The following is a 24,594-nucleotide window of genomic DNA, read 5'->3' as shown; positions in this document are numbered from 1 at the left end:
ATGGATCAATAGACGCTGGCACCCAGCGCGTGCATGCGCGCTTCGGCGACCGTCAGGATATCGACGGCGGCCGCGCGCTCGGCATCGTTCTTGGCGTCCTGTACATCCTCGCGCGCGTCGGCCAGGGCCTGCTCGGCTTTCGCGCGGTCGATCTCGTCGACACGCTGGGCGCGCTCGGCAAGGACCGTGCAGCCGGCGGCGTTCACCTCGGCGAAGCCGCCTTCGACGAAGATGCGGTCGCTGATGCTGTTGCCGTCGCCCAGAATCTGGATGACGCCCGGACGCACGGTCGAAATGAGATTGCTGTGGCCGGGAAGGACGGCGAAATCGCCCTCGGTCCCGGGGATGACGATCTCACCGACATTGGCCGAGAACAGCAGCCGTTCCGGCGAGACGAGCTCGAAATGCACCTGATCCGCCATGACCCAACCTTCTCTCTCTGTCTTAAAGGCCGATCCGCGCCGCCCAATCCTGGATGCTGCGCCGATAGCCCGCCGGCATGGGGAGCGCCGCGATCTCGCCGATCGGAAAACGCCCCAACGCCTTGTGTTCGTGACTGAGGCGCAGCTCCGCCCGCGGCAGTGGCTGCACCTCGAACGTGACGATCAGAACCTCGCGTTGCGGCAGCACCGGATAGCGCCAGCAATCGAGGAGGTCACCGACCTTCACGCCGATCCCCAGCTCTTCCGCGATTTCGCGCGCCAAGCAGAGATCTGGTTCCTCACCGGCCTCGAGCCGGCCGCCGGGAAGTTCCCATTCGTCGCGCTCGTTCTTCAAGAGAACGACCTGACCGGCGATGAAGAGCACTCCCTTGATCGAAACCGGCCAAAGCGGCGCCGGTCCCGGAAATTCAACGGAGGCGCCGGTCGGTTGTTCCCCCACCGGCACCTCCCTTAATCTTTACGCCGCTTCGGCCATCTTGCGGGCCTTGGCGACGGCTTCCTCGATCGTGCCCACCATGTAGAAGGCCGATTCCGGGAGGTCGTCATAGAGGCCGTCGACGATGCCCTTGAAGCCCTTGATCGTGTCTTCGAGCTTCACCAGCACGCCCGGCGTGCCGGTGAAGACCTCGGCGACGTGGAAGGGCTGGGAAAGGAAGCGCTGGATCTTGCGGGCGCGGGCGACGGTGAGCTTGTCTTCTTCCGAAAGCTCGTCCATGCCCAGAATGGCGATGATGTCCTGGAGGGCCTTGTAGCCCTGCAGCACTTCCTGGACGCGACGGGCGACCATGTAATGCTCTTCGCCGATGACACGCGGGTCGAGCATGCGCGAGGTCGAGTCCAGGGGATCGACCGCCGGGAAGATGCCGAGCTCGGCGATCTGGCGGCTGAGCACGGTGGTGGCGTCCAAATGGGCGAAGGAGGTTGCCGGCGCCGGGTCGGTCAGATCGTCGGCGGGCACGTAGATGGCCTGCACCGAGGTGATCGAACCCTTCTTGGTCGAGGTGATGCGTTCCTGCAGCGCGCCCATGTCGGTGGCAAGCGTCGGCTGATAGCCCACGGCCGAGGGAATGCGGCCGAGGAGCGCCGACACTTCCGAACCCGCCTGGGTGAAGCGGAAGATGTTGTCGACGAAGAACAGCACGTCCTGGCCTTCGGCATCGCGGAAATATTCGGCGACGGTGAGGCCGGAAAGGGCGACGCGGGCGCGGGCTCCCGGCGGCTCGTTCATCTGGCCATAGACCAGGGCGCATTTGGATCCCGGGCCGTCGAGCTTGATGACGCCCGATTCGATCATCTCGTGATAGAGGTCGTTGCCCTCGCGGGTACGCTCGCCGACGCCGGCGAAGACGGAGTAACCGCCATGCGCCTTGGCGACGTTGTTGATGAGTTCCATGATGGTGACGGTCTTGCCGACGCCCGCACCGCCGAACAGGCCGATCTTGCCACCCTTGGCATAGGGCGCCAGCAGATCGATGACCTTGATGCCGGTGATGAGGATCTGCGCCTCGGTCGACTGCTCGGAGAATTCCGGGGCGGCGCGATGGATCGGCAGGGTCTGCTTGTGGCCGATCGGGCCGCGCTCGTCGATCGGGTCGCCGATCACGTTGATGATGCGCCCCAGCGTCTCGGGGCCGACCGGCATCGAGATCGGGCTGCCGGTATCGACGGCTTCGGCGCCGCGCACCAGGCCGTCGGTCGAGTCCATGGCGATGGCGCGCACGGTGTTCTCGCCCAGGTGCTGGGCCACTTCGAGGACCAGCAGCTTGCCCTGGTTCTGCACATGCAGCGCGTTCAAGATCGCGGGCAGGGCTTCACCGAACTGCACGTCAACGACGGCGCCCGTGACCTGCGTGATCTTGCCGACGATGTTCTTCGACATAATGGTTGCTCCTTAAATCGATCTCGAGTTCCGGATCAGACCGCTTCAGCGCCGGAGATGATTTCGATCAGCTCCTTGGTGATGTTGGCCTGGCGGGTCCGGTTGTAATTAATGGTCAGCTTGTTGATCATTTCGCCCGCGTTGCGGGTCGCATTGTCCATGGCTGTCATGCGCGCACCATGCTCGGAAGCGGCGTTCTCAAGCAGTGCGCGATAGATCTGCATGCTCATGTTGCGCGGCAGCAGGTCGGCAAGGATCGCTTCCTCGTCCGGCTCGTATTCGTAGAGCGCGGAAGCGGCGGCATTGTTCTCGTTGGCCGAGGCCAAGGCGAACGGAATGAGCTGCTGCGGCGTCACGATCTGCGCGATCGCGGATTTGAACTTGTTGTAGACGATGGTGCAGACGTCGAACTCGCCCGCTTCGAACATGTGGCGGATCTGCACGGCGATCTTGGCGGCATCGTCGAAAGTGAGGCGCGGCTTGCCCACATCCTCGATTCCGCCCACGATCTGCTGCGCGAATTCGCGCTTCAGCTGGTCCTTGGCCTTGCGGCCGACCGTCATGATCTTCACCGTCTTGCCGCTGGCCTTCAGATCGCGCGCCATCTTGCGCGCCTGGCGCACGATCGACGAATTGAAGGCGCCGCAAAGGCCACGGTCGGAGGTCATGACGACCAGCAGATGCACCTGATCGGAACCCGTTCCGGCCAGCAGTGCCGGCGCATTGTCCTTGCCCGTCATGCTAGCGGCCAGCGACCCCAGCACGCGTTCCATGCGTTCGGCATAGGGGCGGGCCGCCAGGGCCTGCTCCTGCGCGCGGCGCAGCTTCGCGGCGGACACCATCTTCATCGCAGAAGTGATCTTCTGCGTGTTCTTGGTGCTGTTGATGCGGACCTTCAGGTCCTTAAGGCTCGGCATTGCTGCCCCTTCTCAACGAACGGATTACGCAAAAGCCTTGGAATAGGCGGTCATCACTTCATGGAGCTTGGCTTCCGTCGCCTTCGAAATCTCGCGCTCGGTGCGGATCGCGTTGAGCAGGTCCGGCTGCTTCGCCTTGATCTCGCCCAGGAGGCCCGCCTCGAAGCGGCCGATCTGGTTGACATGGATGCCGTCGAGATAGCCGCGAACGCCCGCGAAGATCGACACGACCTGCTCTTCGACCGGCATCGGCTTGTACTGGCCCTGCTTCAAAAGCTCGGTGAGGCGCGCGCCGCGCGCCAGCAGCTTCTGGGTCGAGGCGTCGAGGTCGGAGGCGAACTGCGCGAAGGCCGCCATTTCGCGGTACTGCGCCAGTTCCAATTTGATCGAGCCGGCGACCTGCTTCATCGCCTTGATCTGGGCGGCGGAGCCGACGCGGCTGACCGACAGGCCGACGTTGATGGCGGGACGGATGCCCTTATAGAACAGCGCCGTTTCCAGGAAGATCTGACCGTCGGTGATCGAAATCACGTTGGTGGGGATATAGGCCGAGACGTCGCCGGCCTGCGTTTCGATGACGGGGAGTGCGGTCAGCGAACCGGAGCCGAACTTGTCGCCGAGCTTGGCGGCGCGTTCCAGCAGACGGCTGTGCAGATAGAAGACGTCGCCCGGATAGGCTTCGCGTCCCGGGGGACGGCGCAGCAGCAGCGACATCTGGCGATAGGCGACGGCCTGCTTGGAAAGATCGTCATAGAAGATGACGGCATGCATGCCGTTGTCGCGGAAGAATTCGCCCATGGCGCAGCCGGTATAGGGCGCCAGGAACTGCAGCGGCGCGGGCTCGGACGCGGTCGCCGCGACGACGATGGAATATTCCATCGCGCCATTGTCTTCCAGGGTCTTCACGATCTGGGCGACGGTCGAACGCTTCTGGCCGACGGCGACGTAGACGCAATAGAGCTTCTTCGACTCGTCCGAACCGGAATTGATCGCCTTCTGATTGAGGATCGTGTCGATGATGACGGCGGTCTTGCCGGTCTGGCGGTCGCCGATGATGAGCTCGCGCTGGCCGCGTCCGATCGGCACCAGGCTGTCGATGGCCTTCAAGCCCGTCTGCATCGGCTCGTGCACCGACTTTCTCGGGATGATGCCGGGAGCCTTCACTTCGACGCGGGTACGCTTCACATCCGTGAGCGGGCCCTTGCCGTCGATCGGGTTGCCCAGACCGTCGACCACGCGACCGAGGAGGCCGCGGCCGACCGGCACGTCGACGATGGCGCCGGTGCGCTTCACCGTATCGCCTTCCTTGATGTCGCGGTCGTCACCGAAAATGACGATACCGACATTGTCGGTCTCGAGGTTCAGCGCCATCCCGCGGATGCCGCCCGGAAACTCGACCATTTCGCCGGCCTGGACATTGTCCAACCCATGCACGCGGGCAACACCGTCGCCCACGCTGAGGACCTGCCCCACTTCGGTGACATCGGCCTCGTTGCCGAAATTTTCGATCTGCTGCTTGAGGATTGCAGAGATTTCGGCGGCACGGATTTCCATTATCCAACCCCTTTCATGGCGAGCTGCAGTTTTTGCAGCTTGGTTCGAATAGACGAATCGATCATGCGGCTGCCCACTTTGACGATGAGACCGCCGATGAGATCAGGATCGACCTTGACCTCCATCGTGACCTTGGCGCCATGGGCCCGCTTGATGGTTTCAGCAAGCGCGCTCTGCTGTTCAGGCGAAAGCGCACGAGCCGACCAGACTTGCGCGGTCATCTCACCGCGCCGGTCGGCCAGCATTTTCTTGAAGGCCTGGATCATCGACGGCAGCGCAAAGAGGCGCCGGTTCTGAGCCAGGAGGCCGAGGAATTTCGCGGTCAAGGGACCGAACCGTGCTGCCTGGACGATGCCCGCGATGGCCTTGCCCTGATCGGCGCGGGAAAGGATCGGCGAATTGATGAGGCGGCGGAAGTCGGCCGATTCATCGATCATCTTTTCGATGGCACCGAGGTCGCCGACGACGGCGTCGAGCTCGTGCTTGGAATCGGCCAGCTCGAAGAGGGCTGCGGCGTAACGCTGCGCCAGACCGCCATTTGCGGTGCTTCCCTTGGAGCTTTCTTGGGCTGCCACGATTTCGCCCCCATCCCTGGTCTTAAAGAATTGATTTTGCGGAGAATTCTTGAGCGCAAAGAACGCCGGCACAAACTCAACCGGCCCGTCTCAGCGGATTTCCGCGCTGCGACAGGCGGCGGGTTAGTAACACATGGTTTCAGGCTAATCAACAGGGCCAGACCGGCCCCGCAGCGGATTCATCAAACACCTGAAATCGCTTTATAAATCGGCGTTGAATCGGGATCCGTCAGCGGCTGGCCAGAGCGGGCGACAATTCCCGGTCGGCCGCGGCAATTTCGGCGGCGGCCCTGGCGAAAGCGGCGCGCTCCAGCAAACGCCGATACCAGGCCGCGAGTGAAAGATGGGGTGCGAGCGGCGGCCCACCCAGGCGCTGGGTGAAAAGCAGTGTCATGAAGAGGCCGATATCGGCAACGGAGAGGCTGCCGCAGAAGAAATCCTGCCTGCCCAGACGCCCGTCAAGCTCGGCTAGACGTGCTTCGAGCAGCTTTTCGGCCTCTTTCCCGGCCAGCACATTGGCTTCGTGCCGTGCCGGATCGGGATGCGGTGGTTCCGTACGGAACAGAAGCTGGCGCACTGGCGCAAACAGAATTTCGTCAGCATCGAGTTCGAGGAGCCGGCAGCGTGCCCGTTCCTGAGGTGTCGCCGGATAAAGCGGCGGACTGGGATAAAGCTCGTCGAGATATTCGAGGATGATCGTCGAATCGAAGAGACTGAGGTCACCATCGACCAGGACGGGCACCTGGCGCTTCGGGTTGGCGGCCAGCACGGCCGGATGGCGCGGCTGATAGCCGCGCTCCTGGGTGAAGGCGACGAATTCGCGATCATAAGGGATCCCCTTTTCGTTCAGGGCGATCTCGACTTTCCGCGAAAAAAGACTCAGCGGCCCGGAATAGAGCTTCAGCATCGGCACCATCTTGATCCCATGGGCGAGGATTGGAACAATAATAGAACATCATTGTTCGGACAAGAGTGCCGCCACGAAATTCTGGTAATCCGGCGCGCCCGACGCGACGAAGCGGGCATTCATCGCCTGCCAGGACCGCCAGACCGCGTTGACCGCCGGCCGGTGTTCCGGTGCAACCAGCGTCTCGCCCGCGGCAACCATGGCCATCAGCCGGCCATAGTCGGCCCCGATCCCCGCGACGAACTCGGCGCTCCGGGTCATCGATTGCGGGCGGTGGTTCAGACGGTAGACCGCCTCGGCCGCGAAGGGCGCCCGCCCGCCGCAGAGCGCCAGGCTTTCGAGGTCGAACAGCACATCCTCGGCCAGCACGTCATGCCAGCAGCGCACGGGCTGGCGGGGGCGGCGCGTGACGCCATGCAGGGAACCGAAGGCCGTAGCGAAGGTGTCGAACACGACCTCGCCTTCCCGTGCGCCGATTTCGCGCAGGATGCGGCCTTCTGAGTCGGTGAGGCATGTGCGGCCGAAGGCCGTGCCGCATTGTTCCGCCAGTGGCAGCAGCAGCGAGAGATAGCCGTCCGACCAGGCATCGTCCGCATCGAGCAGCGCGATGAACCGCCCGCGCGCCACGCCGAGCGCGCGGTTGCGTGCCGGGCCGGGACCGGTCGGCGATGCCACGCCGTCCAACACCCGCACGCGCGGATCGAGCTTGCCGAGGAAACCGTAATCCACCGGCTCGTCTGGAGCGACGATGATCTCAACTTCCCGGATGCGCTGCGCGAGCGCGGATTTCACGGCTTCGGTGATGAAGCCCTGCGATCGATAAGCGGCGATGATGACGGAGATGGTCGGGATGCTCACGATGCGCGAGCGTAGCGAAACGCGGCAAAAGAAACAAATGCACGCTTCGCGGAACTCTCATCCCACCTTCTTGCCGTGGTTCCTACATGAAGCTGTAGGGGTCGATGTCGATCTGCAGCCGGAGATCGCCGGGGAATTTCAGCCCGCGGAGCCATGCCTTGAGAACGCCCTGGGAGGCGATGTCGCGCCGCGTCTTCAGGAGAAAGCGCAGCCGGTGCCGGCCGCGCAGGAGCGCCAGCGGCGCCGGGGCGGGGCCCAGCACATGCACGCCCTCGCGGTGCGGGGCGCAGCGCGCCAGTTCCTGCGCCTTGGCAGTGACCGCCGCCTGATCGCTGCTGGACAGAATGAGGGCGGCAAGGCGGCCGAAGGGCGGCATGCCTGCCTGACGCCGGTCGTCGGCCTCGGCCGCCATGAAGGAATCGCGGTCGCCCGATTTCAGCGCCTGCATCACGGCGCGGTCGGGGTCATAGGTCTGCAAATAGACACGCCCCGGCTTCTCGCCGCGTCCAGCGCGGCCGGCGACCTGGCTCATCAGCTGATAGGTACGCTCGGCCGCCCTGAGGTCGCCGCCATGGAGGCCGAGATCGGCATCGACCACGCCAACCAGGGTGAGGTGCGGGAAATTGTGACCCTTGGCGATGATCTGCGTGCCGATGACCAGGTCGACTTCGCGTTCCGCGACCGAGCGCATCAGGCTTTCCGCTTTCGCCGGACCCGTCACCGTGTCGCTGGTCAGCACCAGGCGCCGTGCATCGGGAAAGAGTGCCGCCGCTTCTTCCGCCAACCGCTCGACACCTGGACCGCAGGCCGCGAACGAACCTTCCGACTGGCAGGCGGGGCAGGCGGGCGGCATCGGCGATTCGAAGCCGCAATGATGGCACATCAGTTTCTGGTGGAAGCGATGTTCGACCAGCCAGGCCGTGCAGCGCGGACATTGCAGCCGGTGGCCGCAGGTGCGGCACAAGGTGAGCGGCGCATAGCCGCGGCGGTTGAGGAAAAGCAATGCCTGCTCGCCCGCTTCCAGGGTGCGTTCGATCTCGACCTTCAAACCGGGTGCGATCCAGGAATTGCGCGCCGGCTTGTCGATGCGAAGATCGATCGTCTCGATGCTGGGCAAGGTTGCGCCGCCGTGACGGTCGGGGAGACGGACGGCGCGATAGCGCCCGTTCTCGACATTGACCATGGTTTCGAGCGACGGAGTCGCCGAGGCCAGGATGACGGGGATTTTCGCCAGGTGCCCGCGCACGACGGCCATGTCGCGTGCCTGGTAGATGACGCCATCTTCCTGTTTGAAGCTGCTCTCATGTTCCTCGTCGACGATAATGAGGCCGAGATCGCGATAAGGGAGAAAGAGCGACGAGCGCGCGCCGACCACGACCTTGGCCGATCCGTCGAGTACCGCCCGCCAGGTGAGGCGTCGCTCGAGCCCTGTCAGTTCCGAATGCCATTGCGCCGGCTGCGCGCCGAAGCGCCGTTCGAAGCGCTTCAGCCATTGCGGCGTCAATGCGATTTCCGGCACCATCACCAGCGCCTGCCTGCCAGCGCGCAACGCTGCCGCGATGGTTTCGAAATAGACTTCCGTCTTGCCAGAGCCGGTGACGCCGTCGATCAGCGTCACACCCGGCGCAAGGCCGCCAAGAGCCGCCGCCGCGTCGCGCTGGGCGGCCGAAAGTGCCGGTCCCGCCACCGCGGCATCGGGTTCTCCGAACGGGCGCTTCAGGGCGAGCGGCACCGCTTTCAAGAGCCCTGCCTTGCCCATTTCGGCGACGATTCCGGCGCTGACCCCGGCGAGGCGCGCCAGTTCCACCGGCGGCAAGGGCAAGGATGCCTGCAGCACATCCAGTACGCGCCGCCTGGCGGCGGTAAGCTTTGCTCCCTCCGCCGTGCCGAGGGTCCAGGCCTTGAGCGTGCGTTCGGGCAGCAGCGCATCCGGCACGCTCATCGCCATGCGCAAGACGGCACCGATCGGCGCCATCGTATATTGCGCGACCCAGTCGATGAAATCGCAGCTCGATGCCGGCAAGGGCGGCAGCGGCAGGCGTGCCGCCACCTCCTTGAGCTTTTCGGGAGCGACGTCGCCGGCACCCGGCCCCCAGACCACGCCCGTGACGGTGCGGCGTCCCAGCGGAACGGTCACGAAATCGCCGCGCGCCAGGAGCCTTCCATCCGGCGGCAATCCATCCGGCGCGAGATAGTCATAGGCCTGAAACAGGGCGAGCGGCAGCAGGACGCCGACCGACCGCGATGGGGCGGTCACAGGCACCGCCCCTCTTCCCCCAACCGGACTTCCCTCTGCGTGATCGGTTTCGGTTGGCATGGCGAGGCTCGGGGGATAGACTCGAAAAGGTCGGGCGGTTTGATTCGTCGCGGCGGCGAGGTGGCACTTGCTTCCGCAGCGCTTATAGCCTAGTGCGTGGCGCATTGCCGATAAAGGCCACCATCGCTTTCGGGGACAAATATCATGAAGTTTTTCGTCGACACTGCGGACGTCAAGGAAATCCAGGAGCTTGCCGCCACGGGCTTGCTCGACGGTGTAACAACGAATCCGTCCTTGATCGCCAAATCGGGCCGGCCGTTCCTGGACGTGATCAAGGAAATCTGCGCCATCGTCGACGGGCCGGTCAGCGCCGAAGTCACCGCGACCGATCATAAGACCATGCTGCTTGAAGGCCATAAGCTGGCGGGTCTTGCCAAGAATGTCTGCGTGAAGGTGCCGCTGACGCTCGACGGGCTCAAAACCTGCAAGCTGCTCTCGGGCGAGGGTATCCAGGTCAATGTGACGCTTTGCTTCTCGGCAGCACAGGCCCTGCTCGCCGCCAAGGCGGGCGCCACCTTCATTTCACCCTTCGTCGGGCGCCTCGACGATATCGGCCAGGACGGCATGGAACTCATCGCCGACATCATCCAGATCTATTCCGCCTATCCGGCGCTGAAGACCGAAGTGCTGGTCGCTTCCGTCCGCCATCCGGTCCATGTGGTCGCCGCCGCCAAGATGGGCGCCGATGTCGCCACCCTGCCGCCCAACGTGCTGAAGCAGATGTTCAATCATCCGCTGACCGATAAGGGCCTTGCCGCTTTCCTCGCGGATTGGGCCAAGACCGGCCAGTCGGTTCTCTGATCTCACCAGCTGGCGAAGGGTGCCGATGTCGGATCCCGTGGAAGAGGTCAAAGCCAAACCCAGCGCCGGCGTCACGGCAGCGCAGGTGGCCGCCTATCTGAAGCGCAATCCCGATTTCCTCGCCCGCCATCCCGAACTGCTCGACGCACAGGTCAGCCCGAAGCGCCACAAGGGTGACGGTGTCGTGGACCTGCAGCAGTTCATGATGGAGCGGCTGAAGACAGACGTCGCCAAGCTGCGCGCCGACCAGGACGAGATCATCGCCAACAGCCGCGACAATCTCAACACGACCGAGCGGATCCACAACGCCGTCATCGCCCTGCTGGAAGCGGAGAGCTTCGAGCAGTTCATCGAGATCGTCACCGGCGATCTTGCCTTCCTGCTCGAGGTCGATGTGGTGTGCCTGTGCCTGGAGCTGACCGACGTCACCTCGCGCCGGCCCAAGCATGACGGCATCCAGTTCCTGGATCGCGGCGCCGTCGATCGGCTCATCGGCAAGAACCGCAAGGTATGGCTGCGCGACGAGGTTGAGGGCGATCCCGAAATCTATGGCGGGGCGGCCGACCTGGTGCGCTCCGACGCGATCCTGCGCCTTTCCATCAGCAAGGTGGCGCCGGCCGGTCTCATCGCCTTCGGTACGCGCCATCCCGGCTACTTCCATACCGGGCAGGGCACGGAACTGATGAGCTTCCTGGGCCGGATCATCGAATTCGGCATCCGCTCATGGCTGGACCTGCCAAAGCCGTGAGCGAAACGGCAGCGGTCAAGGTGGATGCCAACCCGCTGCTCTTTGCCAAGGCCGATCTGGTGGCGGCACTCAAGGACTGGCTTTCTTACCTCGCGCAGGAGCGGCGCGCCGCCGCGCTCACCGTCGAAGCCTACCAGCGCGATGTCGGCGATTTCCTGCGCTTCCTGAGCTTCTATGACGGCGATGCGCCGAACGTGGCGCGCCTTGGCGCCCTCAGCCGTTCGGATATCCGCGCCTGGCTGTCGGCGCGGAAAGAACGCGGCCTCATCGCCGCCAGCAATGCCCGCGCCCTGTCCGCCGTCAAGAGTCTCGCCCGCAGGCTGGTGCGCGACGGCAGGATCGAGATCGGCGTGCTGGGCACGCAGCGCGGGCCGCGCCTGCCCCGGGCCGTGCCCAAGCCGCTCAATGCGCCGGAAGCGGATGCCATCTTCGACAATGTCGATCTGGTGCACGAGGAAGCGTGGCTTGCCAAGCGCGACCTTGCGGTGCTGCTGCTGCTCTATGGCTGCGGTCTGCGCATTTCCGAGGCGCTGGGCCTCACCCGTGCCGACGCACCCAAGGGCGGCGGAACCCTTCGCATCACCGGCAAGGGCGGCAAGACGCGCATGGTCCCGGTCCTCCCCGTCGTCGCCGAGGCGATCGACGACTATCTCAAAGCCTGCCCCTGGCCGTTGGCAAAATCGGGTTCCCTCTTCGCCGGCGCCAAGGGCGGCAAGCTCAGTCCGCGCCTCATCCAGCGCTCCTTGCAGAAATTGCGGCTCATGCTGGGATTGCCCGAAACGGCGACGCCGCATGCGCTGCGCCATTCCTTCGCGACGCATCTGCTGGCCGGCGGCGGCGATTTGCGTGCCATCCAGGAGCTTCTTGGCCACGCCTCCCTCTCGACGACGCAGCGCTACACCGAGATCGACGCGGCCCAGCTCCTCAGCGTCTATCAATCGGCGCATCCTCGCGCGAAGGGCTGAGGCCGGGCGGCCGCGATGGACGCCGTCGCGCTCAATCGTAGGATGGGCCGAAGAGCAGAATGCGCGCTGGCGACCGCGCCCGGGCCGAATGCAGGGCACCGGCGGGAATGACGACATGTCCGCCCGCGGACATGGAGCGGGCAATGCCGTTCACCTCCACGGCGATTTCGCCGGAAAGAACATAGGCGCATTCCTCGCCGACGGCGCGGTGCGCGGGTACGTCACCGGCGATATCCGCTTCGATCACGGCGAATCGATCGACGAGGCCGAGGATGCGGCCGGAAAATCCCAGCATCTCGATCTTCATGCCGACGGGCGGCAATCTGCGGGCGAGCAGGAGATAGCCGCCATCGCGGGTCGGTATCGTCGACTGGATATGAAGGCCGGCGGCACGGCACCATTCGGCCATGCGCTCCGGCGCGTCGAGGCGCATGCGGGCGCCGATCGGCCCGAACAGCCAGCGCATTCTGCGCGCCATGTCCGGCGCCATGGTGAGGATCGTCAAATGCCCGCCCGGGCGCAGCACGCGCGCCATTTCAGCGATCGCCTTGGCAGGATCGGGAAAGAAAAAGAAGGCGTGCAGGCAAAAGGCATGGCTGAAAGCGCCGTCCGCGAACGGCAGGGCCGCCGCATCTCCCTCCTGCAAGTCAAGCCGTCCGCCTTCTATCGCGGCGGCGTTCTGCTCGCGCGTCGTGGCGATCATGTCGGGGCTGTGATCGATTCCGGCGGCACGGCAGCCGGCGGCAAGCACGCGGGCGAGAAATGCCCCGCCACCGCAACCAACATCCAGCACGTGATCCTCCGGCCGCAGCGGCACCTGCCGCAAGGCGAGGTCGAATCCCGGCTGATGCGCGATGGCGCGGCGATAGAGCTTGCGGCCGAGCCATCCGGCGGGGCGGCGGGCCAATCGGTCGGTAAGGCGGTCACCGAAACTCATGGCATGGCCTGCGGCGCGTTGAAATAGGATGCGATCGACGGCGCGCCGCCGATCCAGCGGATGAACACCAGCGCCAGCGCGATCGCGCCGACACCGATCAGGAAGGCCGGCCCATAGCCCAACATGGCGGCAAGGCTGACGGCAAGGCCCGCACTCATGGTTTCACCAAAGACGAACGCACTCTGCAGGACCGTTACATCCGTGCCAGCTTGACCGCCGGACCCGCCGAAGCGCATGCCGAGGATCGAAGCGGCGACGGAGACGATGCCGCCGCCGACCGCAAGCAGGATCGCCGCGGCATAGACCGCCATCGGGCGATATTGAACGGTGGCGACGGCCATCCAGGCGATGAAGGCGGCGGCCAGCACGAGAAGGCCCGCGCAGATCGCCTGCCAGACGCCGTATCGGGCCCCAAGCCGCGCACCGATCGGGCCGCCGAGCAGGATCATGGCCATGCCGCTTAACGTCGCCACACCGCCGACCGCGCCAGCGCTCCAGCCGCCATCGACGAGCATCAACTTGGAAATGGCCATGGCGCCCGAATGAAACGTGCCCGCGAAGAGGACCAGCAACAGCAGGCGCCAAACGGCCGGACGGCGCAGGCAATGGCGTATGCCGGCGCGATGCGTCGGGGCGGATGCCGGCGGCGGCTCCCGCCAGCGCCAGGCCGGCACCGATGCCGCGGCCATCAGCAGGGCCAGCAGCAACATGGCACCCCGATAGCCGATGAAGTGCGTGAGCAGCAGCAGGCCGGCGCCGCCCGCCATGAAGCCGGCCATCATTCCGCTGATTTGCAGGGCATTGGCATGTGCCAGAGCGGCACCGCGCAGGGCCTCGGCGGCCAGGCCGTCGGTTGCCGTATCCTGTGTTGCCGCCGCGATCACGCCCAGCATGACGATAGCGAGCAGCCAAGGTGCATTGGCACCATCGAGCGGCAGGAGCGCCAGCAGGAGAAGGCTGACGGTCTGGAGGGCCTGCATCGGCAGGATCCAGGAGCGCCGCCGGCCCAGCCGTGCCGACCAGCGATTGTCCACGACCGGCGCCCAGAACAGCTTCAGGACCCAGGGCAGGCCGGCAAGCGGCAACCAGGCCAGGAGTTCCAGGGAAGCGCCGGCACCGCGCAGCAGCACCGGCAATCCTTCGAAGGTGAAGCCCAGCGGAATTCCCTGTGCGCAATAGAGCGCGCCGATGAGCCACGGGCTGGGCGGCGCGCGATCCGTGATGGCGGTGCTCATTTACCAGCTTGCCTTCACGGTGAGGCCGAAGGTGCGGCCGGCGGCGGCGACGCCCATATCCGTGCCGGAATAGCTGAAATATTGTCGCAGATATTCCTCGTCCAACAGGTTCTTGGCCCACAGCGTCGCCGCCCAGGCCTCGCCTTCGATGCCGATGCGGGCATCGACCAGGCTGGTCGGCTCCTGCCGGAATTCATTATTCGGGTGGAACGAATACGAGCTGCGGTAGGTGTAGTCGATCCCCGACGTGAATAGCAGATCCTCGTTCAGGTCGCTTTCCCAGCGCAGTCCGACGGAGGCGCTGTGGCGCGGCGCGTAGGGGAGCGGGTTGCCGGAATAATCGGCGCCGAGAATCTCGTCGACGAATTCGTCATACTCGGCATCGGTGTAGCCGTAGCCAGCCGTCAGTCCAAGATTCTCGGTGAGGCGGGCCGCTATTTCCAGTTCGCCACCCATGGAGGTGGCCGCCGCGGCGTTGCTGATGATCCGGGTGAACGGCGTGGTATAGATGACCGCCTGCTGGTCCTTCCAGTCGATGTAGAAGAGCGAGGCATTTACCGACAGGCGTTCGTTCAGCCAGTTGGTCTTGATGCCGAGTTCGTAGGAATCGGTGGTTTCCGGATCGTAGCGATTGGCTTTGTTGCCGGTATCGATGAAGGGTGAAATGCCGCCGGACTTGAAACCCCGGCTGTATTTGGCGAAGGCGAGATTGTCGTCGTCGATGTGGTAGACGAGAGTCGCTTCCGGCGACCAATTGCCGAAAGACGCGGTTCCCGCCGCCGCACCCGGCGTACCGAACATCATGGTGCCGCTGGGCGAGGAGATTTCCGATTCCGTCACCTTGCGCTCGTACGTGTAACGCAGGCCACCGATCAGCTCGAGCTCCGGGACGATGGCATAGCTGAGTTCGGTGAAGGCGGAATATGTATCGGTTTCCTGATCGAACGTCGTCCGGCTCCAATCATCCTTGGGCACGGAGGCGAGATCGAAATACTGGTCTCCCTCGAACCATTCATGCATGTAAAAAATACCGCCGCGCCATTTGAACGGCCCGTCGCCGGTCGAGGCAAGACGCAGATCCTGGCTGACCTGCCGCTGGCTTTCGGTCTGGGCCTGGCCGAGAAACGATACGGCGGTGAAATCGCCGTCGAGATATTCCTCCATTTCATGCCCGCGCAAGGCGGTGATGGAGGTCAATTCGGCAAGGCCGAAATCATGATCGAGCCGCATCGATATGCCGGCGATATCCAGCTTGTTGCTCGGCTCGTAATCATGCTCGGCCTCGTAGTCGAAGGCGAGGTCGACAGGCGCATACCAAAGGCCGCCATCGTCGCGGTTGCGTGAATAGTCGAGCGAGAGGCGGAGGTCGGTATCGTCGTCGATCGTTCCCTTGGCGACGAAGCGGGTCGCCAATGCATCGGTGTCGCCGACGGAATCGCCGTCGTCGGCGAGGTTGGCGATGTATCCGCCGGCGGCGCTCCAGGATGCGTAGCCGCGCACGGCGAAATCGCTTTCCCCGAGCGGTGCGTCGAAGGCGGCCTTCACCCGCCCGAGCGGCTCGTCGAAGCCCGGGCCGCTGCCGAGCGTGCCTTCCGCCTCGATGCCGAAATCCTTGCCGGGGTCGCGCGAGATCATGTTGACCGCGCCGCCGATCGTGTTCTTGCCGTAAAGCGTTGCCTGCGAACCGCGGACGACTTCGACCCGCTCCGTATCCTCGAGATAGGTGGGATAGCCGAACGGCCGCGCAATGAAGACCTCGTCCAGAAACATGCCGACGGCGGGCTGGCGGTCGACCCCGCCATCGATCCCGAGCGAGCCGACCCCGCGAATACTGAGCGGTCCGCCCTGGGAACTGTAGAGCGTGTTGGGGCTGCGCAAGGCCATGTCTTCGAAATTGTCGACCTTGCCCTTGCCGATTTCCTCGGGCGGCGTCACCGTGAGGGCCACCGGCGCATCCTGCGCCCGTTCATCACGGCGCCGGGCCGTCACGGTGATCGGCTGCAGCACGAGGGCATCCTCCGCCTCCGCCTCGTCCGGCTCCAGGGGCGGTTCGGTTTCCTGCGCGACGCTTGTCGAGGGCAGTAGGCATAGCAGGGTCAAGATGAAGGCGGCCGCCAGCGACGCCCGGCGCATGCTCGTTTGCCGATGCGGCTCCCAGCGCCAATGCCGATCGCCGCGGCCCCGCAAATGATCGTTCGTCATGCCGTCCCCCTCGTGGATAGAACCGGCGCTAAACTGCGCAGGCATACAAGGGCGAGACAACGCGGCGGGCTTTCGCATTCCGGCAAAAGGCTTTCGGGATTCGGCGATGACCGACGAAAGCGAGGGCGCCGGGCGATCTAATGGCGCCGGCCGGTCAGCGCGGTCGGCGCAACGCCGAAGCGCTTGCGGAACTCGGTCGCGAAATGAGCCGGCTGATAGCCAAAGGCATAGGCGACGCGGGCGATCGACCTCTCTCCCGATTCCAGCATGCGGCGCGCTTCGTCCAGGCGGCGCGCCTTGACGAAGGCATAGACCGGCATGCCGAACAAATCCTTGAAGCCCTCGCTCAGCGTGCGGGCATTGGTGCCGACGAGATGCGCAAGCTCGGGCACGCTGGGCGGCGCCGCAAGCCGCGACAGTAGAATGTCCCGCGCCGCATGCAGCCGTGCGATTTCGCGCGGCTGCCAATCGCCGCGCGCCACCACCATCTTCGACCGCGGGCCGTCGAGCAGATGCGCCATCATTTCCATGGCCTTGCCGCCGAGATAGAGGCGCCGCGCGCTATCCTGGAGGGTGCAGCCCAGCATCTGCCAGGCGGTCGCCTGCAATGCCGCCAACTGACAGGCGCTGCGATCCTGCAGCGAGCGCCCCACGCCGGCGCGATCCATCCTGTCCAGGCATGCCAGGCCATCGCTGCCGGCGATCGCTTCGATATCCTCGATCGCGACACGGATGAAGACACCGGAAATCTCCCCGTCGCGAAGTATCCGGTGATGCGTCTCGAAGGATTCCGTCGACCAGAAACAGGTCGTGGCACCGGGGCCCCAGTCGCTTTCGCGGGATATCGCTCCCACCGCCTCGGGCGCCCGTATGGCTACATGTCCGCGAAGGACCATGCCAAACCACAAGCCGGGCGCGATGACCGAAGCCCATTCCATGCCGCGCGCAACCGGCTGCGTATCGAGAAAGACATTAAGGCCGGCACTCTTGACGATTTCCAACGACAACCTCCACCACTCGTCCGTGGCGTGCTGTATCGCTGGCTGGGCTTTCTCATGAGGCGTGCATACTACGATTGACGGCCGCCATTGGCAACGACGCCCTCCATCCCGGATCGATCCTTCTCAGGGCGCAGGCTCGATTCCACCCAAGAGCTTTTCCAGCCAGCCGGTCACGGCGGCGATCCGCGCGAGCGGGCGCAGGTCGCGGTGCGTGAGGAGCCACAGTTCGCGGCCCGGCGGTGGCGGCCCGGGGAGTGCTATGCGCCTTATCCCGGCAACCTTGTCACCGACGATACGCGGCAGCAGCGTTCGGCCCAACCCGGCCTGGACGGCATGAACGAGCGCATCCCCATCGTTGACGGCAATGGCCGCAAGGCCGCCATGCCGAGGCGCCATCTCGGCCATCCATCGCGCCTGCGGCAGGTGCGCCATGGCTTCCTCATAACTGAGCCAAGGCAGGTCGGTGCCCTTGCCGCGCCGCGCGGCGGGCATGTAGGCGGCATAACCGAGTGTCGCGAGGCGCCGGGCAAGGATGCGGGCGCCCACGGCATTTTCGGGCCGCGCCAGGCGCAATGCGATATCCGCTTCGCGGCGGGTGAGATCGTAGCCGCGCGGATCGGCGATGAGGTCGAGATGAAGGCCGCGATGCTTCTTCAGCAACGCGGGCAGGGCCGGCATGAGCAACCGATTGGCCAGAAGCGGTACGGCGGTCAGCCGGACATGGCCGATGGCCGGAATGTCGGCGCCCTTGATCGCCGCCGTCAGGCTGCCGATCTCCGCTTCGATCGCTTCCGCCCGCGCAATGGCGATGGCGCCCGACGGTGTCGGGTGCAGCACCCCATCGGCGTCACGCTCGAAGAGGCGGGCGGCCAGCTGCGTCTCGATCGCCCTCAGTCGCCGTGCCACCGTCGTGCCGTTGATCTTCAGCAGGGCGGCAGCGGCCGTAAACGAGCCGCTCCGGGCAAGGGCCAGGACGTGGCGCAGATCGTTCCAGTCGAGATCCTGCATTTTTGCAGATCCTGTTGGCTATCTTGCTTATCGACCTGCAATTCTGCCGGCCTATCATCCCCCTGTCCAGCAGCGCCCCATCCGCCCGAGGAGAGCATCATGATCTATGCCGTCCTGTTCGAAGACGATTTTGCCCGCGCCGTGGAAGTCCGCCGGCGCTTCATGCCCGAACATCTGGCTTTCCTGGAGAGGCATGGCGACAGGATTCTGGCGGCCGGTCCACTGTGCGACCCCGCCGGAGAACCGGCCGGCGGATTGTGGCTGGTCGATGCCGAGCATGCCGAGAATGTCACGGCACTGATCGAGTCCGACCCGTTCTGGCCTGCGGGCTTGCGGCGCTCGCACCGCATTCTTCCCTGGCAGCGCGTGTTCAACCAGGGCCAGGTTCTGATCCCCCGCCCCGCCGGCGCAAACAAGAAACCCTCCCCCGTTGCCGAGGGAGGGTCCTGAAGTCTGAGGCTTTCCAGCAGCGCTGGACTTACATCATCGGCGTGAGGCTGCCGGCCTTCTGCTGAACGTCCTTCAGCATATCGGCCGGGAAGGGGATCATGCCCTTGTCGGCAAGATAGCCTTCCTCGCCCGCGGCCTTGTCGCTGGTGAATTCGGCGACGAATTCGCGGATGCCCGGAACCTGGCCCTCATGCTGGTTCTTCACGTAGAAGTACAGCGTGCGCGAGACTTCATACTTGCCGTCGACGATGTTCTCGAAGGTCGGCTCGATGCCGTCCATCACGCTGCCCTGCAGCTTGTCTTCGTTCTGCTCGAGGAAGGAGTAGCCGAAGATGCCGACCGCCATCGGGTTGGCTTCGAGCTTCTGGACGATGAGGTTGTCGTTTTCGCCGGCGTCGATATAGGCGCCGTCTTCACGGATCGAGGCACAGGCACCGGCCTTGGCCTTCTTGTCTTCGATCGCTTCGATCTCGGCAACGCCCTTGCAGCCCTTGTCCATGACGAGTTCGACGAAGGCGTCGCGGGTGCCGGAGGTCGGCGGCGGACCCAGCACTTCGATCTTCTCGGCCGGAAGGGCCGGGTTGACTTCGTTCCAGGTCTTGTAGGGGTTGGCGGCAAGCGCGCCGTTCACCGGAACTTCCTTGGCCAGAGCAAGCCAGAGATCCTTCACGGTGAGCTCGAAACGGGCATGCGACTTCGAGTTGGCGATGACGATGCCGTCATAACCGATGGCGACTTCGGTGATCGACGTGACGCCGTTCTTCTTGCAGTCTTCGATCTCGCTGTCCTTGATCTTGCGGCTGGCATTGGCGATGTCGGGCGTGTCTTCGCCGGCGCCGGCGCAGAACAGCTTCAAACCGCCGCCGGTGCCGGTCGATTCGACGATCGGCGTCTTGAACTTGCCGCTCTTGCCGAATTCCTCGGCGACCGCGGTCGAGAACGGATAGACGGTCGACGAACCGACGATGTGGAGTTGGTCGCGGGCCTCGGCAGCACCGGCCGTCAGGACGGCGATACCGGTCGCAACGAGAGCAAGAGAGATGCGCTTCATGGCAGAAACCTTTTTTGGGTGAAACCAAGCAGCGCCGTTATTAGGTCGCTTCCATGACAGCCGGTTTTCTATTTTATGACAGTTGAATGACAGCACCTTCGAAAGCGCGCGGGTTTCTTGGGGTTTCCGGCCCTATCCTGCCTCATTCCAATGAAAAGTTCGGCCCGGCGGGCAGCCGTGACGTTTTCGCGTCACGGTCCCGTCTTTTGTGGGGGGGGGGCCGGCGCCCCGCAACCATTTAAGCGGCGCCCGACACCGCCGCGGGCGCCGCATCCATCGGCAGGTAGATGGTAAAGATGCTGCCTTCGCCCAGGACCGATTGTATCTCCAGCTTGCCACGATGCCGGTTGACGATGTGCTTGACGATGGCAAGGCCCAGGCCCGTTCCGCCCATTTCGCGCGAACGGGCTGTGTCGACGCGGTAGAAGCGTTCGGTGAGGCGCGGCAGATGTTCGCGCGCGATGCCGGGCCCCTGATCGCGGAAGCTGAGCGCCACCGCTGCCGGTACGCCCTTGGGGTGCGGCAGATGCAGGCGCAGCAATGCCGGGTCGGTGATGATCTCGGCCTTGATCGTCACGACGGCCTGATCGCGGCTGTATTTGAGGGCATTGTCGACCAGGTTCTGCACCACCTGGGTCAGTTCGTCGGCATCGCCCGGAACGACCGGCAACAAATCTGGATCGGGACGCCGGATGACGGTGCCGCGCTGCTCGGCCTTCAGGACCAGCCCGTCGAGCACGGAAGCCAGAAGACGCTTCAGATCCGCGGCGCCTTCGGGCGGCTGATGTTCGTTGAGTTCGATGCGCGAGAGCGACAGGAGGTCGGCGACGATCCGGCTCATGCGCTGGGCTTCGGTCAGCATGATGTCGAGGAAGCGGGCGCGGGCCTGTTCGTCGTTGCGTGCCGGACCTTTCAGCGTTTCGAGAAAGCCGATCAAGGTCGCGAGCGGCGTCTTCAACTCGTGGCTGACATTGGCGACGAAATCGCTGCGCAACGATTCGGCGCGGCGCAGGTTGGAGACGTCGTGAAAGACGATGAGGGTGCGGCCAAGCTCGGCCCCGGCCTGACCGATGCCCGCCAGTTCGGCGACCATGGAGTGGCCGGCGATCTCAGGAAGCTCCATCGGCTCGGGCGAATCGCCGCGGGCCAGTGCATCGAGCGCCGTCAGCAGGGCCGGCTGGCGCAGGACGGAAAGCAGGCTGCTGCCTTCGATATCCGATCCCAGCAGATCCCGCGCCGCAACATTAGCCAGGCCGATGCGCCGCTGCGCATCGAGCACCAGGACCGGGTCCGGCAGGGCGTCCAGCAGGGCGCGCGGCGCTTCCAGAAGCAGGGCCGCGCCATTTTCCTCGGCCGCTGCATGAGGGCCAGTCCCGGCCGGCTTATCTTCCTGTGGCGTGTGGTGCCGCAGCACGATGAAAGCCAGGGCGCAGAGAGCCGCCGCCAGAAGCACCACCAGGAGCGGCCAGTCGCTGCGGCCGGTAAAGCCGACCAGCGCCGCCATGGCCACGATAACCACGGCGACATCACGAAAAAGTGTCGCGAAGCCCTTCCGCACGAAAGCCCTCTCATCCCATAATGGGACCAGTAATCAACATCGCTATCGGCTGACCGCTACCGGCCGACCGATATTGGCGGGCCGACATTGCCGTCGATATGACAGTAAGTTTGCTGCCAACGCGATCGCCGCAATAGCGACTCGCGGACAAGACTAAAGAAAACTGCGCAAGAGAGGAAACCCTGTCATGGATAATTCATCACGCGGCGCTCGCAAACGGGCCTGGATCCGCGCCGGCCAGGCGGGCCTGCTGTGCGCCGGCCTGGCCCTGGGCGTCGCCCTGCCGACGGATGGCGCCCTGGCTGAGAACGCGGTTCCCACCTATCAGCCCTGGACCGGTACGACCCAGGGCAAGGCCACGCAGAAGCTGATCGCGGATCTGAAGGCCAAGATCGCCCAGGCCGAGATGGACCAGGCAGCCTCGCCGGATTTCCTGGCCGATCTCAAGAAGGCACTGGCCGATTACGAAGCGGCAACGATGGTGTCGCAGGCGCAGCCTTTCCTCGACACGTTCAGCGACGGCGAATTTGCCACCAACCCGGCCTGGAAAGTGACCGCGGGCAGCTGGCAGGTCGACAAGTCGGGCAGCAACCGGGGGCTGGTGAGCAAGATCCGCCAGCAGGCCAATCTCAATTCGCTGCTCGGCAACCTGCTCAATCCGCAAGGGACGCAGACACAGGCCAACGCGCAATATGCCGCGATCTATACCAAGGCCAAACTTCCGGGCTTCTTCGCCGCCAGTACCAAGTTCACCTCGAAGGACCGCTATGGCGGTCTGCAGATGAGCCTCTATCAGGGTGCTTCGGCGCAGAACCAGTATCGCCTGGCCTACCAGCCGGGCAACAATCAGGGCCTGGTGCTGCAGAAGGTGACGGCCAGCGGCGCCACCACGCTTGGCGCCTATAACGGCGCCCTCAATCTGGAAGACGGCAATGCCCATCAGCTGAGCTGGAGCCGCGATTCCGCGGGCAAGATGATTGTGCAGCTCGATGGGCAGACGGCGATCAGCGCCAGCGACACCAGCCTCGGCGGCGATTTCGACGGTATCCTGCTCACGAATGTCGGCGGCAGCTACTGGCTGCGCGAAGTGTCGGTGAAGCCGCTGCAATAGCGGGGGATGATTTCAGACCTTCTCAAGCCAGAGCGAGGTCGCGAGATTTGACGAAGCCGGCAGCGTCGCCACCAGCGATGCCGCCGTCTCGTTCTGCATGCACGACTGCACGTAGCGGCTGGCAAAGAGCGGACGATAGGCGCCGGCAGCGAGCAGCGGCAGGATCGCCAGCTGCTCGTTATAGCCGCGCCAATGCCAGCCGGCGGGATAGTCGTCGGGCAGGAAGATGTCGTGGATATGCACCAGCACGCCCGGCGGCAAGGCTGGCAATATGCGATTGAAGAGCTGGTCCACATCGGTGCCGGGCATCAGGATATGGCTTGAATCGACGAACAGGATATCGCCCGCTGCCAGCGTCGCGAACAGATCCGGCTCGGTTTCGTTCAGCATCGCCCGGCGAAGATCGACCGGCAACCGGCTGCAATCGGCGCGGGGCGCCGGATCGATGGCGACATGGTGCGTGGCAAGGCGCCCATCGGCAATGGCCCGCGCTGCAAAGCGCGTCGAATGGCCGGAGCCCACTTCGACGAGCCGGCGTGGGCGCAATGTGCGAACCATGCCATAGAGAATGGCGGCGTCGAGCGTCGCGAACCAGCTCTGCCCCCAGCGCGGTTGCGGTGCCGGCGCCGTCTCGCCGATGCGCTTGAGATCGGCCGCGTAAACATCGAGCTCGCCGAGCGCCGCGGCGAAAACGGGACGCGCGGCGGCGAAAATCTCGGCGGCGATGTCATAGCGCGGCGGCTGCCGGATCTGGCCGGCATAGCGATAGGGGATGAAGAAACCCTGCGGTCGGACACCGAGCAAGGTCGGCAAGCCAAGCCTGAGTTTTCGCCAGAAGCCGGATGGCATGGATGGCTGCCTTGGACGGACTGTGTGATACGATTCGATCTTTCGCGCGAAAATGACCGTTCGGCGCGGCCGAGGCAAGCGCCGCAAATGCGGGACCGCCGATTAGGCGATCAGTCGCGTGCGGTGCTGTCGCGGTTCCAGGAAGTAGCTGGCGGCAGCTGCGCCACCTGGACTGCCTCCGCCGCGGCATCGGCTGACATCGCCGCCTGATCGGCGGGCCGGGTCACCAGATGAAGATTGGCCTCTTCCGGCGTGCGGTTGTCGATACCCAGGATGCTGGCGGCCATGTCGGTGCCGGCATCGCGCCCGGTCTGGGCGCGGATGACCGTATCGGCAACGGCGCTGGCAACCGAGAGCGGGCCGAACGGCAAGGCGCCGACGAAGTTGGACAGGCCATAGGCCTGGTCACCGGTCACGGCACGATAGACCTGGGCCACGACCGGAATATGCTGCAGCGGATTGATGATATCGATGAAATCGTCCCAGCCGAATTTTCCGTCGGGTCCCAGGAACAGCTCCCGGGCGCCCTCCGTTTCCTTCATGCGCCAGCGCTTGCCGGCGGCCGCCAGGCTCTTCTGCTCGTCGCGGTCGGGAAAATGATCGAGCATGACGACGCGTTCGTCGGTGGCTTCCGTCTCTTCCGGGACGGCCTCGTCGGGCAGGACGGGAATACCGTCGGTGCTCTCGGGGCTGGCTTCCGGCGTGGTGGCGGCATCGGCGGTTTCGGCCACGGGCTCCAGCGCAATCTCCCCGTCCGGGAGCATCTCCACCTGAGCTTCGGGGTCGATCGGGCCGCTCGCCAGGGGAACGCCCGTGGCGGCCGATTCCGGCACGATCGCGGGCTCGGGCGGCAGCGACATGCCGGTCAGCGCGGCAAATTGTTCCAGGCTGAGGGTCGGAATGCCGTCATTGGGAATACTGGCAGTGCTCGCGGGAGCGGCGGTGGCCTGCCGGTTCGTCTCGATCCCGGCCTGCTTACGGTAATCGGCCAGGGTCAATCCCTTGCCGGGCTCGCCCGTCGCCTGGCCGGCCTTGCCCTGCTGCTGCAGCCGGTATTGGGCCTGCAGCATCTGCTGGAACTGGCTCTGATCGATGGCCCCCGGGCGCAGGGCACCGCCGGGAATGCCGCCTGGAATGTCACCTGGGGCGGTCCCATTCTGGGCGATGGCGGCCGTTGGCGGGGCCGCTGCGATGCTCGGGTAATCGGTCACGGGGCCATCCCTGAACC

23 protein-coding genes are annotated in these 24,594 nt (G+C 64.9%); 5 read left to right on the top strand and 18 right to left on the bottom strand.

Features of this window, described 5'->3' with window-relative positions:
• Positions 1 to 5 precede the first annotated feature (5 nt).
• The 9 genes from ACE3TY_RS17310 to ACE3TY_RS17270 form a co-directional block, all read right to left on the bottom strand.
• On the bottom strand, positions 6 to 422 hold the full coding sequence (locus tag ACE3TY_RS17310) for a F0F1 ATP synthase subunit epsilon (protein ID WP_374655248.1): 417 nt from the start codon (positions 420 to 422) through the stop codon (positions 6 to 8).
• Positions 423 to 444: 22 nt separating this feature from the next.
• Positions 445 to 882, bottom strand: a complete 438-nt coding sequence (locus ACE3TY_RS17305) for an NUDIX domain-containing protein (RefSeq protein ID WP_374655246.1) — start codon at positions 880 to 882, stop codon at positions 445 to 447.
• An 18-nt stretch (positions 883 to 900) separates the two neighbouring features.
• Positions 901 to 2,322 carry a F0F1 ATP synthase subunit beta gene (gene atpD / locus ACE3TY_RS17300; protein WP_374655244.1) on the bottom strand — a complete coding sequence of 474 codons (1,422 nt, stop codon included), beginning with the start codon at positions 2,320 to 2,322 and terminating at the stop codon, positions 901 to 903.
• Between the two features lie 35 nt (positions 2,323 to 2,357).
• Complete coding sequence (locus ACE3TY_RS17295; RefSeq protein WP_374655242.1) at positions 2,358 to 3,239, bottom strand: F0F1 ATP synthase subunit gamma; 882 nt, start codon at positions 3,237 to 3,239, stop codon at positions 2,358 to 2,360.
• Positions 3,240 to 3,263: 24 nt separating this feature from the next.
• Positions 3,264 to 4,793 carry a F0F1 ATP synthase subunit alpha gene (atpA, locus tag ACE3TY_RS17290; protein WP_374655240.1) on the bottom strand — a complete coding sequence of 510 codons (1,530 nt, stop codon included), beginning with the start codon at positions 4,791 to 4,793 and terminating at the stop codon, positions 3,264 to 3,266.
• Positions 4,793 to 5,368 carry a F0F1 ATP synthase subunit delta gene (locus ACE3TY_RS17285; RefSeq protein WP_374655238.1) on the bottom strand — a complete coding sequence of 192 codons (576 nt, stop codon included), beginning with the start codon at positions 5,366 to 5,368 and terminating at the stop codon, positions 4,793 to 4,795. Before ACE3TY_RS17285 ends, atpA begins: the two co-directional genes overlap by 1 nt.
• A gap of 229 nt (positions 5,369 to 5,597) precedes the next feature.
• Positions 5,598 to 6,284: a glutathione S-transferase family protein gene (locus ACE3TY_RS17280; RefSeq protein WP_374655236.1), complete on the bottom strand. Its 687-nt coding sequence runs from the start codon at positions 6,282 to 6,284 to the stop codon at positions 5,598 to 5,600.
• Positions 6,285 to 6,323: 39 nt separating this feature from the next.
• The gene (locus tag ACE3TY_RS17275) at positions 6,324 to 7,133 is read right to left on the bottom strand and encodes a glycosyltransferase family 2 protein (RefSeq protein WP_374655235.1); all 810 of its coding nucleotides are present in this window, start codon (positions 7,131 to 7,133) and stop codon (positions 6,324 to 6,326) included.
• 82 nt (positions 7,134 to 7,215) lie between these two features.
• Complete coding sequence (locus ACE3TY_RS17270; protein WP_374655234.1) at positions 7,216 to 9,450, bottom strand: primosomal protein N'; 2,235 nt, start codon at positions 9,448 to 9,450, stop codon at positions 7,216 to 7,218.
• 144 nt (positions 9,451 to 9,594) lie between these two features.
• Here ACE3TY_RS17270 and fsa point away from each other — a divergent pair, with 144 nt between their 5' ends.
• The 3 genes from fsa to ACE3TY_RS17255 are packed head-to-tail and all read left to right on the top strand — an operon-like array spanning position 9,595 to position 11,964.
• Entirely contained in the window at positions 9,595 to 10,251 is a 657-nt protein-coding gene (gene fsa / locus ACE3TY_RS17265) for a fructose-6-phosphate aldolase (RefSeq protein WP_374655233.1), read from the top strand.
• A gap of 25 nt (positions 10,252 to 10,276) precedes the next feature.
• Entirely contained in the window at positions 10,277 to 10,999 is a 723-nt protein-coding gene (locus ACE3TY_RS17260; protein WP_374655232.1) for a DUF484 family protein, read from the top strand.
• Positions 10,975 to 11,964, top strand: a complete 990-nt coding sequence (locus ACE3TY_RS17255) for a tyrosine recombinase XerC (RefSeq protein WP_374655230.1) — start codon at positions 10,975 to 10,977, stop codon at positions 11,962 to 11,964. The genes ACE3TY_RS17260 and ACE3TY_RS17255 overlap by 25 nt, the downstream gene beginning before the upstream one ends.
• A gap of 31 nt (positions 11,965 to 11,995) precedes the next feature.
• On the opposite strand, the gene ACE3TY_RS17250 is transcribed toward ACE3TY_RS17255, so the two are convergent.
• From ACE3TY_RS17250 to ACE3TY_RS17230, 5 genes are all read right to left on the bottom strand, one after another.
• A complete protein-coding gene (locus tag ACE3TY_RS17250) occupies positions 11,996 to 12,901 on the bottom strand; it encodes a methyltransferase domain-containing protein (protein WP_374655228.1) in 906 nt (301 codons plus the stop codon).
• A complete protein-coding gene (locus ACE3TY_RS17245) occupies positions 12,898 to 14,136 on the bottom strand; it encodes an MFS transporter (protein WP_374655226.1) in 1,239 nt (412 codons plus the stop codon). The genes ACE3TY_RS17250 and ACE3TY_RS17245 overlap by 4 nt, the downstream gene beginning before the upstream one ends.
• Positions 14,137 to 16,338: a TonB-dependent receptor gene (locus ACE3TY_RS17240; RefSeq protein ID WP_374655224.1), complete on the bottom strand. Its 2,202-nt coding sequence runs from the start codon at positions 16,336 to 16,338 to the stop codon at positions 14,137 to 14,139. It lies immediately after the preceding gene.
• A 137-nt stretch (positions 16,339 to 16,475) separates the two neighbouring features.
• Entirely contained in the window at positions 16,476 to 17,339 is an 864-nt protein-coding gene (locus ACE3TY_RS17235) for a helix-turn-helix domain-containing protein (RefSeq protein ID WP_374655223.1), read from the bottom strand.
• A gap of 123 nt (positions 17,340 to 17,462) precedes the next feature.
• Positions 17,463 to 18,347, bottom strand: a complete 885-nt coding sequence (locus ACE3TY_RS17230; protein ID WP_374655221.1) for a LysR family transcriptional regulator — start codon at positions 18,345 to 18,347, stop codon at positions 17,463 to 17,465.
• 99 nt (positions 18,348 to 18,446) lie between these two features.
• Between ACE3TY_RS17230 and ACE3TY_RS17225 the strand changes: the two genes are divergently transcribed.
• Positions 18,447 to 18,797, top strand: coding sequence for a YciI family protein (locus ACE3TY_RS17225; RefSeq protein ID WP_374655219.1), 351 nt, complete (start codon positions 18,447 to 18,449; stop codon positions 18,795 to 18,797).
• A gap of 28 nt (positions 18,798 to 18,825) precedes the next feature.
• Here ACE3TY_RS17225 and ACE3TY_RS17220 read toward each other — a convergent pair whose 3' ends face one another.
• Together ACE3TY_RS17220 and ACE3TY_RS17215 are read right to left on the bottom strand one after the other, a co-directional pair.
• The gene (locus tag ACE3TY_RS17220; protein WP_374655218.1) at positions 18,826 to 19,848 is read right to left on the bottom strand and encodes a PstS family phosphate ABC transporter substrate-binding protein; all 1,023 of its coding nucleotides are present in this window, start codon (positions 19,846 to 19,848) and stop codon (positions 18,826 to 18,828) included.
• Between the two features lie 238 nt (positions 19,849 to 20,086).
• A complete protein-coding gene (locus ACE3TY_RS17215; protein ID WP_374655337.1) occupies positions 20,087 to 21,352 on the bottom strand; it encodes an ATP-binding protein in 1,266 nt (421 codons plus the stop codon).
• 241 nt (positions 21,353 to 21,593) lie between these two features.
• Here ACE3TY_RS17215 and ACE3TY_RS17210 point away from each other — a divergent pair, with 241 nt between their 5' ends.
• Positions 21,594 to 22,517, top strand: a complete 924-nt coding sequence (locus ACE3TY_RS17210) for a hypothetical protein (RefSeq protein WP_374655216.1) — start codon at positions 21,594 to 21,596, stop codon at positions 22,515 to 22,517.
• 12 nt (positions 22,518 to 22,529) lie between these two features.
• Here the strand turns inward: ACE3TY_RS17210 and ACE3TY_RS17205 are convergent, their stop codons facing one another.
• Both ACE3TY_RS17205 and ACE3TY_RS17200 read right to left on the bottom strand, forming a co-directional pair.
• Entirely contained in the window at positions 22,530 to 23,366 is an 837-nt protein-coding gene (locus ACE3TY_RS17205) for a class I SAM-dependent methyltransferase (RefSeq protein ID WP_374655214.1), read from the bottom strand.
• 110 nt (positions 23,367 to 23,476) lie between these two features.
• Complete coding sequence (locus tag ACE3TY_RS17200) at positions 23,477 to 24,577, bottom strand: hypothetical protein (RefSeq protein WP_374655212.1); 1,101 nt, start codon at positions 24,575 to 24,577, stop codon at positions 23,477 to 23,479.
• Positions 24,578 to 24,594 lie beyond the last annotated feature (17 nt).

Origin of the sequence: Dongia sp., from assembly GCF_041918875.1 — a bacterium.
GTDB lineage: Bacteria > Pseudomonadota > Alphaproteobacteria > Dongiales > Dongiaceae > Dongia.
The sequence above is the reverse complement of the archived record's forward strand: the minus strand, read 5'-3'. Positions and strand labels throughout refer to the sequence as shown.